Origin of the sequence: Nocardia miyunensis NBRC 108239 (genome assembly GCF_001613065.1) — a bacterium.
GTDB lineage: Bacteria > Actinomycetota > Actinomycetes > Mycobacteriales > Mycobacteriaceae > Nocardia > Nocardia miyunensis.
This window is the reverse complement of record NZ_BDBQ01000060.1, coordinates 92,112-106,747: the sequence shown is the minus strand read 5'-3', so window position 1 is coordinate 106,747 and position 14,636 is coordinate 92,112. Positions and strand designations below refer to the sequence as shown.

Annotated in this window: 7 protein-coding genes; 5 read left to right on the top strand and 2 right to left on the bottom strand. The window is 68.6% G+C overall.

Annotated elements, in window-relative coordinates:
* Positions 1 to 1,209: condensation domain-containing protein (locus NM2_RS26115; RefSeq protein WP_067673831.1), on the bottom strand; the 1,209-nt coding region annotated here is incomplete at its 3' end.
* 111 nt (positions 1,210 to 1,320) lie between these two features.
* Positions 1,321 to 7,770, bottom strand: coding sequence for a type I polyketide synthase (locus tag NM2_RS26110; protein WP_067673829.1), 6,450 nt, complete (start codon positions 7,768 to 7,770; stop codon positions 1,321 to 1,323).
* Between the two features lie 423 nt (positions 7,771 to 8,193).
* Between NM2_RS26110 and NM2_RS26105 the strand changes: the two genes are divergently transcribed.
* From NM2_RS26105 to NM2_RS51890, 5 genes are all read left to right on the top strand, one after another.
* Positions 8,194 to 10,395 carry an MMPL family transporter gene (locus NM2_RS26105; protein ID WP_067673827.1) on the top strand — a complete coding sequence of 734 codons (2,202 nt, stop codon included), beginning with the start codon at positions 8,194 to 8,196 and terminating at the stop codon, positions 10,393 to 10,395.
* 68 nt (positions 10,396 to 10,463) lie between these two features.
* Positions 10,464 to 11,057 (top strand): TetR/AcrR family transcriptional regulator, encoded by a 594-nt coding sequence (locus tag NM2_RS26100; protein ID WP_067673825.1) that lies wholly within the window; start codon positions 10,464 to 10,466, stop codon positions 11,055 to 11,057.
* Between the two features lie 108 nt (positions 11,058 to 11,165).
* Positions 11,166 to 12,371, top strand: coding sequence for a cytochrome P450 (locus NM2_RS26095; RefSeq protein WP_067673823.1), 1,206 nt, complete (start codon positions 11,166 to 11,168; stop codon positions 12,369 to 12,371).
* 8 nt (positions 12,372 to 12,379) lie between these two features.
* Positions 12,380 to 12,610 carry a ferredoxin gene (locus NM2_RS26090; RefSeq protein WP_067673821.1) on the top strand — a complete coding sequence of 77 codons (231 nt, stop codon included), beginning with the start codon at positions 12,380 to 12,382 and terminating at the stop codon, positions 12,608 to 12,610.
* A 727-nt stretch (positions 12,611 to 13,337) separates the two neighbouring features.
* Positions 13,338 to 14,528 carry a L,D-transpeptidase gene (locus NM2_RS51890; RefSeq protein WP_439956920.1) on the top strand — a complete coding sequence of 397 codons (1,191 nt, stop codon included), beginning with the start codon at positions 13,338 to 13,340 and terminating at the stop codon, positions 14,526 to 14,528.
* The last annotated feature ends 108 nt before the right edge of the window (positions 14,529 to 14,636 follow it).

The following is a 14,636-nucleotide window of genomic DNA, read 5'->3' as shown; positions in this document are numbered from 1 at the left end:
GCCGAAGTACTCGCTGCCGGACAGCTCACGGGTGTCCACGTAGGAGATCATCGGATGTCCCGAGCCGGGCCCGGCCTTGATCTCCGAATCCGATTGCAGCAGACGCAGCACCCGGTGCAGTGCCGTGGGCGCGAGCAGCAGTCCGTCGTCGTAGGCGCGCTGGGCCATCGGGACCATGCGGGCGAACGGGGTTTTCGGGCCGATCGGGAAGGCCACCGGCACCAGGTTGACGTACCAGCCCACCGACGAGCGCTCGGCCGCCGAGACGCGCGTGCTGATCGGCGTCATGCCGAAATAGTAGTCACTGCCGGTCAATTCGCGTTCGGCCAGCGCCGCCGCGGCGAAGATGCCACCGGCGAATTCGGCTCCTTGCTCGCCGCACACGCGGTCGAACCGTTCGGCCGCGGCCGCGTCCAGGAGGGTGACGGTGCGGTGCGCGCTGCGGTTGTAGCCGTCCAGGCTCTTGCCCAGATCCAATGGGAAGCAAGGCAATCGGCCGTCGTTGCCGCGCAGCAGCTGCCCCCAGCGCCGCACACCGGGCGAATTCACGGTGAGCTGTTCGGTGTAGGCGCGCTCGCGGGCGCAGTAGTCCAGATAGCTGGCCGGTTCGGTGAGCTTGCCCGAGTTCTGCCAGACCTGCGCGACGTACAACATGGCAAGTTCGAAACCGGCGATGTACTGGCCGAATCCGTCCGTGTGCAGATGGTCCGCGGCCAGGTACACGGTGGTGGATTCGGCGCGTTCGATCGCGCCGAAGGTGAAGCAGTCCCAGTTGAACGGCCCCGGGGTGGTCTTCTCCACGTGTTCGCGGATCGTTTCCGAGTCGTAGATCTCGCCGTGGTCGGCCGGGACGAATTCGATCGCCTCGGCGGGCACCAGATGCCGCCGGACCGTCCCGCCGGGGTCGATGGCGAACCAGGTATGGAAACTGTCGTGGCGTTGCAGGAAGGCGTTGACAGCATTGGTCATCGCCTCGCGATCGAGGTCCCCGGCGGGGATCTCGGCGGTCACCACGCACAGTCCCGAATACCGGAAATCCGCCCCGCTGTGCCGATCCGCCAGGCGCAGATACTCCTCCTGCTGATGTGAGGGCGGGACGGGATGCTCCGGCGCCCGCGCGGCCCGCTCGAGCGCCTGCGGCGAGGCCACCCAGCTGATGAGGCGGCCGGGCGCGGGTTGCCACTCATCGATCAGACCGAAACCGACCACGACGTGTCCTCACTTCCCTGTGCGCGCCGACGCACGGCCCACCTCGCGGATGCTCGGTCGGGCCGTGCGCGGCACGCTGTGTCGATGGGTTCGTTCACCGCGGCCGGACGTTCACGCCCCGGCCTCGGAATTCGCCGGCACCAGCGGTGAATCCACAGGTGCGCGGCCGTTGGCCGCACCGTCGGCCGCCGGCTGGTCCGATGTCACACCGGCCAGAACCGGTTGCGGCGCTTCGGCTTCCGATGTCGTCGTCGCCGAGGCGAGAATCAACTCGGCCACCTTGGGTCCGGCCTGTTCCAGGCTGAATGATCGGCCCATCTGCAGGGACATCAGATCGATGCCGAGCGTCTTGGTCACCCGCGCGCCCAGTTCCACCGCCATCAGCGAATCCAGGCCCAGCTCGGGCACCGGGACGGTCATATCGATCGATTCCACCGGAACACCCATCACCACCGCGAGTTCCCCGGCCATCTTGCGGGCGATGAACGGGCCGCGCTCGACCTCTTCCATCTCGGCCAGTTCCGCACGCAGCCGGGCCAGCTCCGAGGTGTCCTTGGCCGATGCCTGGGCCAGGGCGATGGTGCGCCCGGTCCGGGTCAGCTGCGGGAAGGTGCCGGTGAGTTTCGCCCAGTCGGTCGGGATGATGGCCGCCCGCGTCGCGCCCAGGCGCAGGGTCTGTTCCAGGTAGGCAGTGGCATCGGCCATATCGATGGCGCCGAATCCGACCAGATCCAGATATTTCATCGCCGTCTCGTCCGCGGCCATACCGCCGGTCGCACCGGACAGGTGCCCCCAGCCCACGCACAGCGCCCGCTCGCCCGCGCGGGACCACTGCTCGGCCAGCGACTCCACCGCGACATTGGCCGCGCAGTAGTTGTACTGGCCGTAGATCCCGTACATCGAGCCACCCGAGGAGCACAGCACGAACATGTCCAGTTCGATACCGGCGTCCGCGATCGCCTGGTGCACCACCCGCGCGCCGTGCACCTTGGGCCGGTACACCCGGTCGAGCTGATCGTGTTCCATCAGCGCGATCCGGTTGTCGGCGACCGCGCCCGCCGCGTGGAACACACCGCGCAGCGGATGCTCCGCGGTGTGCGCGCGGGCCACCATCGCCGCCACGGCCTCGGCGTCGGTGACGTCGAGCTTGCACTCGAGCACCTCGACCCCGACCGTGCGCCAGGCCTCGAGTTGCCGTCGCGCCTCCTCGGTCGTCGCGCCGCTGCGTCCGGCCAGCACCAGCCGCCGCGCACCGCGCATGACCAGCCAGCGGCCGGTGGCCATGCCGAATCCGCCGAAGCCGCCGGTGACCAGATAGGTTGCGTCGCCGTCGATTTCGAGTTCGGGCAGATACGGCCGCACGGGCGGCTCCGGATCGTCCATGCGCAGCGCGATCCGGGTGGTGCGGGTCGAGCGGATGGTCTCCTCGAACGCCTTGGCCACCTCGCGCGTATCGAACATGGTGTATTCCAGCGGCTGATACACCCCTTCCAGCACCCGCTCATACACGCGCTGAAGCAGGGCGGTGAGGCGCTCGGGTCGCACCGCGACCAGCCGGTCCAGATCCATCGAGAAGTAGGCCACGTTCTTGTCGAAGTTGCTCATCTCGAGCAGCCCACCGGTGTAGATGTCGGCCTTGCCGACCTCCACGATGCGGCCGAACTCGGCCACGGCGTTGAAGTTCTGCCGCAGGATCTCCCCGGGCGCGCTGCTGAGCACCACGTCCGCGCCGACGCCGCCGGTGATCTCGAGCACGTCGTCGACGAAGTTCAGCGAACGCGAGTTCACCGCGTAGTCCGCGCCCAGGGTCAGGATGTGCGCGCGGCGCTCGTCGGTGCCGGCGGTGCCGATGATGCGCGCCCCGCGCGCCTTGGCGACCTGGATGGCGGCGGTGCCGACGCCACCGGCCGCGCCGTGGATCAGCACCGTCTCCCCCGGCTCGAGCCGCGCCAGATCGTGCAACGCGTATTCGGCGGTGCCGAAAGCGATTGTGCTGGTGCAGTATCCGGGATCGGTGTCGGCGGGCAGCGGGATGGTCAGCGAGCGATCCGCGATCGCGAAACGCCGCATCATGCCCTTCGCCGCGATCGCGACCAGATCACCGACCGCCAGATCGGTGACGCCCTCGCCCAGCCGGGTGATCTCCCCGACGCCCTCCATACCCGGCACGGTGCCGAAATACGTCGGCGCGAGCTCGCGTTCGCCGAGTAGTCCGATGACCTTGAGCGGATCCTTGTAGTTCAGGCCGATGACCCGCATGCGGACCTCGACCTGATCAGGTCCCGGTGCCGGACGCGGACATTCGCGCCAGGCCAGCGCGGACAGCACGCGGGTGCGGGGCAACTCCAGCGCGAAGTTCGCCTCCGGGTCGGTGAGCGGGCGATCGGTGTCCAGGTCCTCGATCCGCTCGGGCAGCGGTTTGGTCACCACCGGAACCCAGCGCACGCCCTCGCGAAGAAGCACCTCGTCGGAGTTGTCGAGCGAGAATGCCCCGGGCACAGCCAGTTCCGCGATCAGGTCGGAGATCGGGGTGTCGGGTTCGGTATCGATCAGCCGCCAGCGCAGCGCGGTCTGCTCGTTGAGCAGCACCCGCCGCGCACCGGCGAGCGCGGCGTGGCCGGACTCCGGTGCGATCGGGCTGCCGGACAGGGCGAAGGCGTGCTCGGTCACCAGGGTGACGTGGCACGCGCCGTCGCCGAAGACCGACTGCGGTGCGCCGTCCGCGGACTCGGGATTCGCGAATTCGTGTACTGCCACGGCGATTCGCTTGAGGGTCCACAGATCCGCGAGATCGTCCTGCTGTTCGGGTCCGGCGACCAGGACCACGTGCAGTCGCTGCGTGCCCTCGTCCCGTCCGGCCTGTAGGAGTTCGGTCAGTTCCGGCTCGAGTTCGGGGCCCGGCGAATCCACCTGATACAGCCGCGATCCCGGGATCGACTCGGCGAGTTCGGTTGCGCGAGCGCTCTTTCCGAGCGCGATGAGCACGGTGGTGGCGGATCCGGCGTCGGCCAGTGCGGCCGGGTCGATCGGATCGCGCTGTTCCATGGTGTCGGCGTAGTAGAACTCGACCATCCGGTGCAGCGGGTCGTCTCCGGGACACAGCGCGCCGATCTGCAGGCCGGTCAGGCGCATCACCAGATTCTGGTCGGCATCCAGCAGATCCACGTCGGCGCGCAGGCGCGCCTTCGGATCGCGGCGGGCCACGACGGTGATCCGCTCGGGCAGCGGGGCGAGCAGCCGCACCGCGTTCACCCCGACCGGAACCATGGTGCCCTCGTTGATCCGCTCGTCGGCGAACAGCAGTGCCGCGCTCTGCATGGCCGCGTCCACCACGGCGGGATGGGCCAGATGCCCCGAGCCCTCGGCGATACTGCCGTCCACGGTCGCCACCGCGACGTCCTCGCCGACCCGCACGTCCACCACGCGCCGGAAGGACGGGCCGTACTGCAAACCCGCGGCGTCCAGCCCGGAATAGAACATCTCGGGATCGATGTCGACCCCGACCTCGATACTCGGCACCCGGACGAAGGTCTGCTCATGGCTGCCGGTCAGCAGCCGGCCGTGCGCGTGCACGGTCCACGCCTGTCCGGTCGCACCGCGCGAGCGGATCAGGAACCGCCCGCTGGCCTCCTCCACGCTCAACGCCACCAGCGGCACGTCCGGTGCGCCCATGATCAGCGGCGCGACGAACCGGACCTGTTCCAGCCCAACGCGTTTGACGCCGAGTCTGCTGGCCGCGGCACTGAGCGCGGCGTCCAGATAGGCCGCGCCAGGCATGATCTTCACCCCGTTGACGACGTGATCGGCCAGCCACGGCAGCAATTCGCCACCGACCTGCAGCAGCCAGTCCGGGCGACCCTCCAGATCCGGATCGCCCAGCATGGTGTATCCGTCGGGGGTGCCCAGGCGCGCCTGCTCGAAAAGCGGTAGCGCCGAATGCAATCGGGTGCGCTGCCACGGGTAGCGCGGCAGCGGCAGATGCGGTGTGGCCGGGCGCTCGGGCGGGAACAGCGTGTCCACCGCGAGCACCCCGGCGGCATACAGGCCGATCAGGGTGCGCCGGATGCTCTCCGAATCCGCTTGCGTGCGATCGAGTGTCGGCACGGTGGTGCCGTTGACGTCCGCGCCCAGCAGCGTCTCGCGGATGTTGCCCGAGAGCACCGGATGCGGGCCGACCTCGAGGAACACCCGGCTGTCCGCGGCGATCAGGGCGGTGATCGCGTCGCGGAACAGCACCGGTTGACGCACGTTGGCGCACCAGTACTCCGCGTCCCAGTCGCCCTCGGTGACCCGTGCGCCGGTGACGGTGGAGTACAGCGGCACGATCGGCGGCCGCGGCTTCAGCTCGGCCAGCTCGGTGCGCAGCTCGTCCAGGATCGGATCCATCAGCTGACTGTGATACGGCACCTCCACCCGCAGGCGGCGCGCGAAAACGCCTTCCTCGGTGAGCTTCTCGGCGATCTCGTCCAGCCGGTCCGCATCGCCGGACAGGGTCAGCGAGCCGGCGCTGTTGATCGCCGCGATGTCCACCCGGGCGTCGTCGCCGACCAGTTCGCGGGCCTGATCGGGATTCAGGCCGACCGCGAGCATGCCGCCGGTCCCGGCCGTGGTCGCCTGCAACCGGGCGCGGTGATACGCCACCCGGACGGACTCGGGCAGAGTCAGCGCCCCGGTGACGTACGCCGCGGACACCTCGCCGACGCTGTGGCCGACCACCGCGGCGGGCGTGATGCCGTATTCGGCGAGTTCGCGCACCAGCGCCACCTGGATCAGGAAGTTCGCGGGCTGGGCCACCTCGGTCCGGGTGACCCGCGACTCCTCCTCCGGCCGCTGCAACTCCTCGATGATCGACCAGCCCGACAGCACCCGGAACTCCTCGTCGACGCGCTGTGCGGTCTCAGCGAAAACCTCACCGGCAGACAGCAGTTCGCGGCCCATCCGCCAATGCTGCGGGCCCATTCCGGAGAACACGAAGACCGGCTCTGCCACCCGCGAGAGGATCGTGCGCGCCGCGTCGCGGCCCTCGCCCCCGGCGAACCCGCGCAGCTGGCAGATCAGCTCGGTGGTGTCGCCGTCGACCAGGACGCCGGTGCGGTACGGATGATGGGCCAGCCGGGTCCAGGCCGCCTCGGCAAGATGGTCCGGATCCGCGCCCGCGGCAAGCAGATCCGCGAATCGGCCCGCCTGCGCGCGGGCGGCCGCGGTGCCGCGCGCGGAGATCGGCAGGATGCCGAAGTGGTTGTGCTCGTGGGCCGCGGGCACGCTCGGCTCGCGGTATTCCTGCAGGATCGCGTGCGCGTTGGTGCCGCCGTAGCCGAATCCGTTGACCGCGATGGTCATCGGCGCGCCGCCGGGCGCGAGCCGCTCGGGCTCGCGCTGGACGCTCAGGCCCAGTTCCTCGAACGGGATGTCCGGATTGGGCTTGTCCAGCCAGCCCTGCGGCGGAATCGTGCGGTGCGCGATGGCCAGCGCCGCCTTGATCACACTCGCCACACCGGCCGCGGCCTCGGTATGCCCGATGGTCGATTTCACCGAACCGACGCCGAGCGTGCCGGTCCGTCCGGCGGGTGCGCCGAAAACCCTTCCCAGCGCGCGCAATTCGACCGGATCACCGACCAGGGTTCCGGTGCCGTGCGCCTCGACGTAGGTGATCTCGTCCGGGCGCAGACCCGCGCGCGCGCACACCTGGCGCGCCAGCGACTCCTGGGATTCGGCGCTGGGCACGGTGATCGCGGTGGTGCGCCCGTCCTGGTTCGCACCCGTGGCCTTGACCACCGAATAGATCCGGTCGCCGTCGCGGACCGCGTCCTCGAGCCGCTTGAGCACCACCATGCCCGCGCCCTCGCCACGGCCGTACCCGTCGGCGGAGGCGTCGAAGGATTTGCAGCGGCCGTCCGTGGCCAGGAATCCACCCTTGCACATCAGCACGAACGTCTCGGGCTGCAACATGACGTTGACGCCACCGGCCAGGGCCACCTCGCAGTCGCCGTTCTCCAGCGCCTGGCAGGCCAGGTGGAAGGCCACCAGCGAGGAGGAGCAGGCGGTGTCCACCGTCAGCGCGGGCCCGGTCAGGTTGAGCGCGTACGCGATTCGATTGGACAGCATCGTGTAGGAGGCGCTGGCCGGAGTGTGCATATCGGTGTGGAACAGCGCCGGGCCGACCACGCCGATGACCGACTGGTCCACCACGAATCCGCCGACGTACACCCCGACCGGCGCACCGGTCGCGCGCCCGGCCACACCCGCGTCGTCCAGGGCCTCCCAGGTGACCTCGAGCAGCAGCCGCTGCTGCGGATCGAGCACCGTCGCCTCGCGCGGGGAGATGCCGAAGAAGTCCGGATCGAATTCCCAGGGATCGATGGTCATGAACGCGCCGCGCTTGGTGTAGGCGCGACCGGGCGTGCGCGGTTCGGGATCGTAGTATCGTCGATAGTCCCAGCGGTCGGCCGGAATCTCCACGACTCCGTCCCGTTTGTCGACCACGAAATCCCAGAACGTGTCGGGCGAATCGATGCCGCCCGCGAATCGACAGCCGATACCGACAATTGCAATATCAGACACGCAGTTTTCCTCCCGAGCTCGGGATATGTCATCGCCGTCCGATTCGGCGATCCGTGTAATTCAGCACCCCGCACAGTTGACAGGCCCGGCTCAGTGTATCGACGGACAATGAGACGAACAGTCTCGCGAGCACATTTTGTGCCGTCCTCGGAGACGGCTCGCCCGGGACTGTGACTTCGCCCAGGCGTCGCTGGTGAGCGGCATGGCGATCCGGCGAAAGGCGTATCACGCGAACGGATTCGGCCACAATGCGGCGCTCGGTATCGCTCACAATACCGAGGGCGTGTCATTGTGTCGTTTCGGAATACATTTCGCTGCCCGCGATGAATTCGCACCCGCACCGATAGGCTCCCCTCGGCGCTCGGCGTGCGTGCCGAGCCGCCACGCACTTTCCGGAATTCGATGCGGCAGAGAGGACGGCCTTTGTTCGCCGATTTCACGCGCTGGGCGGACATGGTCGTTCGGCGGCGGTTCACGGTGATCGTGGTACTGCTGGCCGGATTGCTGGCACTGGGCGTCTACGGGATGGATCTGCACGACCGGCTCAGCGCCGACGGCTGGGACGACCCCGGTTCGCAGTCCATCCACGAGGCACGCCTGAAGGACGAGGCGTTCGGGCGCAACCACATTGCCGATGTGCTCCTGCTCTACCACGCGCCGCCCGGACGCACGATCGACGATCCGGCGTTCTCGCGGACCGTCGTGAACAGCCTGAACAGCCTGCCGCAACGCTTTCCGGATCAGATCGCCAAGGTCAACGGGACCTACTGGCGCACCGATACCGGGGTGTCGCTGCCGGATGTCTTCGGCTCCGAGGATCGCCGATATGCCTTCGCCTCCATCGCCATTCGCGGTGCGGACAACACCGAGATGATGCGCAACTACCGGCACGTCGCCGGAGCGTTCGACATTCCGGGCATCGATATGCTGGTCGCGGGCGGGCAGCCGGTGGCCGGGGCACTCAACGACACCATGGCGCACGATCAGACGCGCATGGAACTGTTCGCCATCCCCGCGGTCGCGGTGCTGCTGTTCTTCGTCTTCGGCGGCGTCGTCGCGGCCGCCCTGCCGCTGATCGCGGGTGGGCTCACGGTGATCGGCGCGTGGGGGGTGATCCGGGCGATCACCACCGTCACCGACGTGAATTCCTTCGTCTCCCCGGTGGTTTCGATGATCGGGCTGGGACTGGCGATCGACTACGGCCTGTTCATCGTGAGCCGATTCCGCGAGGAACTCGCCGACGGGCACGAGGTTCCGCCGGCGGTGCGGCGCACGGTGGCCAGCGCCGGACGCACGGTGGTGTCCTCGGCGACCATCGTGGTGGCCGCGTCGGCGGCGATTCTGCTTTTCCCGCAAGGGTTCCTGCGCTCGTTCGCCTACGGCGCGATGATCACCGTCACGCTGGCCGCGCTCACCGCGGTGACCCTGCTGCCCGCCATGCTCGCGGTGCTGGGCAGAGGCATCGATCTGTTCGGGTTCCGCCGGTTCCAGCGCACCCGCGGCACCGCGGAGGATCCGGACAACCGCTGGGGGCGGCTGGCCGGATGGGTGATGAGACGGCCGCTGGCCGTGGGGATTCCGATCGTCGCCATCCTCGTGCTGCTGATCGCGCCGGTGCGCGATATCGCCTTCGGCGGCATCAGTGAGCGATTCCTGCCGCCGGACAATGAGACCCGCCTCGCCCAGGAGCATTTCGACCGGATCTTCCCGCTGCGTCAGACCGGACCGATCTCCCTGATCGTGATCACCAACGACACCCGGGACGTGCCCGGCGTACTCGAAACCGCCGCTCGCGCACCGGGTCTGGCCGCACCTTTCCCGGCCGCGGTGCAGGGGCCCTCGAATCCCGGCATCTTCACCACCGACACCGTGCTGCTGGATCCGCACCGCCCCGATCCCGCCATCGACTATCTGCGCTCGATGCCATTGCCCAGGGGCACAACGGTTCTGGTGGGCGGTACGCCCGCCGAGCAACGCGACAGCGTCGACGCGCTGCTGCACCGGCTGCCGTGGATGATCGCCCTGGTCTTCATCCTGACCACCGCCCTGATGTTCGCCGCCTTCGGCTCGATCGTGCTGCCGTTGCAGGCCGCGGTACTCAACCTGCTCGGCCTCGGATCCACGCTGGGCGTGCTGACCTGGATATTCGTCGACGGACACGGCTCTCGCACAATGAATTTCACCGCGCAGCCGATCATGGCGCTGGTTCTGGTGCTGATCGTCTCGGTGATCTACGGCCTGTCCACCGACTACCAGATATTCCTGGTCGCCCGCATCGTCGAGGCGCGCCGGGCGGGCGCGTCCACCATCGACGCGGTCCGCTCGGGCATCGCGCACACCGGCCGGATCATCACCGCCGCGGCCCTGATCCTGCTGGTGGTCACCGGCGCGTTCGCGCTCTCGGATCTGGTGATGATGCAGTACATCGCGTACGGCATGGTCACGGCCCTGTTCATCGACGCGACCATGCTGCGCATGCTGCTGGTCCCGGCGACGATGCGGCTGTTCGGCGATTTCTCCTGGTGGTCTCCGCGGCTGATCCCCCGCAAGCGTCGCCGGCCTCCCGCCGATCCGGCGGCCGAACGCGAGAGCACTCGCGAGGTCGTCCACTCGGCCGTGCCCTGAGCGAGCGGGCGTCACCTTCCACCCGCGAGGCTGCCCGTACTCTGCTGGGACGATCACCGGGAGGATGGATGTCCGAGGAGAGCGCACCGGCCGGACGCCGGCGCGATGCGGCCGCCACGCGCGCTGCGCTGCTGACCGCCGCGCAGGAGTTGTTCGCCGAGCGCGGATTCGAGCGTGCCACGGTGCGCGATATCGCCGCGCGCGCCGGGGTGAACCAGGCGCTGCTGTTCCGCTACTTCGGCACCAAGGACGAGTTGTTCCGGGCCTCGATCACCGACCGTGGCCGCCGCCTGGCCGAGGGCCCCGACGACGGGCTGCTGGCCCGCATGCTCGGGCGCATGCTGCGACCGGACGAAGCTACCGCACAGGGTTATTGGCTGCAGGCCGCGCTTCGGTCGAGCGGGCACGACGAGGGCACCGCGGCGATTCGCGCGCAGTTGGACGAGGAATACGTGCGCGCGCTGTCCACCCTCACCGACGCACCCGACGCCGAGTTGCGCGCGGATCTGCTGCTCGCGTGGTTGCTGGGCATCGGCCTGTTGCGCACGGTGCATCAGCGAGATCCGCTGGCCGGAGCCGATCCGGACGCGGTTGCCGCTCATGTGCTGCGTGCCGCGCGGGTGCTGCTCGAGCGCATTGATGTGAATTTCCCACCGCAGTAACGCGATTCAGAAGTTGACGCGTTCCGTGGACCACCTTACCCTATTTTTGTAAGCACTCGCTTACATCGCTTACACGCCAGTTGCGGCGTGCGGGAAGGGAGTTCAGATATGAGCGTCGACTCACCGGTACGCGACTTCCCCTTCGGAGTTCCGGTCCGGCTCGAGATAGATCCGCTCTACGAGAAGTTGCGGCACACCGAACCGATCAGCCGCGTGCATCTTCCCTACGGCGGCGACGGCTGGCTCGTAACCCGTTACGAGGACGTCAAATTCGTGCTGGCCGACCCGCGATTCAGCCGCGCGGTCACCGTGGATCGCGAAGACATCCCCCGCACGGTCCCGCAACCCGCCCGCCCCTCGCTGCTGACCATGGATCCGCCCGAGCACAGCCGCCTGCGCAAACTGGTCGCCAAGGCATTCACCAGCCGCCGGGTCGATCTGCTGCGCCCGCGCGCTCAGCAGATCGTCGATCACTGCCTGGACGACCTGGAGCGGATCGGCTCGCCCGCGGATCTGGTGGCGAATCTCGCACTGCCACTGCCGGTTACGGTGATCTGCGAGATGCTCGGCGTACCTCCGCAGGACCAGCACCGGTTCCGCGACTTCTCCGATGCCATCCTGTCCACCACGGCCTACACCCCCGACCAGATCACCGCGGCCCGAACCGAACTCGAGAAGTATCTGGCCGAGGTGGTCGCCGAACGCCGCGCCGCGCCGGACACGGGCGATGACGTACTCGGCGCGCTGGTCGCCGCCCGCGACAACGACGACCGGCTCACCGAGGACGAACTGGTCCAACTCGGCATCACCCTGCTCGTCGCCGGTCACGAGACCACCGCCAACCAGATCGCCAACTTCACCTACCTGCTGCTCACCACACCCGGACAGTGGGATGCGCTGCGCGCGGATCCGGATCTGGTGCCCGACGCGATCGAGGAACTGCTGCGTTTCGTGCAACTCGGCGCCGGGGGCGGGTCCGCGCGGGTGGCCACCGAGGATCTCGAGCTGTGCGGGGTCACCGTGCGCGCCGGTGAGTCCGTCTTCGCGCAGATGCCATCCGCCAATCGCGACGAGAACATCTTCCACAACCCGGCCGAACTCGACCTGACTCGAAAGCACAATCCGCACATCGCGTTCGGGTACGGCGTGCACCACTGCCTGGGCGCTCAACTGGCCCGGGTCGAACTGCAGGTGGCGATCGGCACCCTGCTGCGCCGGTTCCCGGGGCTGCGGCTGGCCGTCCCGCTCGAGCAGGTCCAGTGGAAGACGGGCCTGCTGGTGCGCGGGCCGATCGCGCTGCCGGTGAGCTGGTAGGCGGGCGGATGAGCGAACAGCAATGGCGCATCTCGGTCGACCGTGACGCCTGTATCGGCTCGGGTATGTGCACCGGCACGGCCGCGGCGCATTTCACACTCGTGGACGGATATTCCAGTCCGGTCGCCGAATTGGCCGATCCCGACGAGAGCGTTCTCGATGCCGCGGAATCCTGTCCGGTCGAGGCGATTCTGGTGCGGGCGGCCGATTCCGGAGAGGTTCTGGCGCCCGAACAGTGAGTCACACCGGGCCGCCCGCGCGATCGGGCGGCCGGTGTGCGCGCATCGGCGAAGGTCTCGCTTCGCTGTGCGATTACTGTGAGGGAGCATGGTTTTCGCGATCCTGCGGCAAGATCGACTTCATGGAGGAATGTCGTAACGATCGCGCCCCATCGTCCACCGGGGGCGTGCGGGCGGCGCGGGAGCGTGGAGGTGGACGTGGAATACTGGCCCGGGCGGGGGCACGATGAGCCAGACCGGCGATCCCGAACACAGCAGCGGGTCGCACCCCGCCCAGGAACCGACCACCACCGACAAACCGGCCGCCGCTAACACGGGGATCGGTGAGGACGAACAGAACATCGTGACCGATTCGAGCTCCGGCGAACCGACCGACGCCAACCCACAGTCCGGCCAGGACCGCCACCCCGAAAAACCACCGGCCGCATCCGAGAACGCCGCCACAACCGGCGGTGCCGCATCGAAAGATGTTGCCGCACAAGACGATACGAACAAAGCATCCGATAGCGCCGACCGCGCGGCCACCGACGCGGAGGTGGCCACAGCCGCGATTCCCAGCGCCGACGAAGCCGCCACGACCGCGATCCCGGCCGCCACGCCGCCCAGCGCACCCGGCGCCGATGCGCCGACCACAGCACTGCCGTCGGTCACGCCCGTCGCACCGCCTGCCAAGGTCGGCGCGGCGGCGCCCGGCAGCTCGGTGCCGGGCCCCGGACGCGCGACCTGGCTGCTGGCCGCCGCGGCCGTGGCGATCGTCGTGATCGCCGTCGGCGCGGTCTTCCTCGGCCGATCCGCCACCGGTCACGGCGGCGGTAGCGGTGCCCAGGAGAACACCACGCCCGCGGTCCCGGCCGCGGCGATCGACGTTCCGGACACCGCGAAACCGATCAATCCGAGCGTCCCGATCACCGTCTCGGCGACCGGCGGGCACCTGACCGCCGTCACCGCCACCACCCCGGACGGCAAGCCCCTCGCCGGCACCCTGTCCCCCGACGGGAAGACCTGGACCAACACCGATTCGCTGGCCTTCTCCAGCGCCTACGCCATCACCGCCGACGCGGTGAACTCCGCCGGTGCGCACACCAAGCAGAACTTCACCGTGAACACGATCTCCGCGGACAGCGTCAGCACCGCGTACGCGAACGTCGTGCCCGCACCCGACGTGGTCGCCGCCACCGGCATCGGCGTCGGCCAGCCGATGGTGTTCCAGTTCACCAAACCGGTGACCAACAAGGCCGAGGTGCAGAAGCATCTGCACATCACCGTCAGCCCGCCGCAGCCCGGTGCGTGGTACTGGGTCGACGACAAGGACGTGCACTATCGCGGCCCGAACTACTGGCTGCCGGGCACCAAGATCCACATCGAGGCCGATGTGGTCGGGCTCGATCTCGGCAACGGCGTGCTGGGCGCGGAGAACAACAGCGCCGACTACACCGTGCACGACGCCTGGGTCGCCAAGGCCGACGGCAGCACCGACCAGCTCACCATCTTCGACAACGGCAAACAGGTCAACCAGATGCCGATGAGTCTGGGCTCGCCCGGTTTCCCCTCGCACGAGGGCCCGCACGTCATCTCCGCGAAGCAGCCCTCGATCGTGATGGATTCGTGCACCTATGGCACCTGCGCCGGACAGCCCGGCTACTACAACGAGACCGTCCTGCTCGACGAACGCATATCCAACGACGGCGAGTTCGTGCATTCCGCGCCGTGGTCGGTCGGGCAGCAGGGCAGCAGCAACGTCTCGCACGGCTGTGTGAACCTCGCGCCCGCCAACGCCCAGTGGTTCTACGACCACTTCGGCATCGGCGACGTAGTGGAGATCACCAACTCCGGCGGGCCCACCCTGCCGGTGTGGGACACCTACGGCGACTGGGAGGTCCCGTGGCAGACCTGGCAGGCCGGTAACGCCAACAGCTGACCGGGCCGAACCCGCCGGCGCGGCCGCATCCGACGGCCGCGTCGGCGTTCTGCGTTCGGAATGTCCCTGATTGGACCCCAATTCGCGGACATGATATGAGAATTCATG

What these genes read in the sequence shown, in the direction of transcription:
- NM2_RS26095 (WP_067673823.1), top strand. Translation starts at nt 11,166, where the DNA reads ATGAGCGTCGACTCACCGGTACGCGACTTCCCCTTCGGAGTTCCGGTC.
- NM2_RS26100 (WP_067673825.1), top strand. Translation starts at nt 10,464, where the DNA reads ATGTCCGAGGAGAGCGCACCGGCCGGACGCCGGCGCGATGCGGCCGCC.
- NM2_RS26090 (WP_067673821.1), top strand. Translation starts at nt 12,380, where the DNA reads ATGAGCGAACAGCAATGGCGCATCTCGGTCGACCGTGACGCCTGTATC.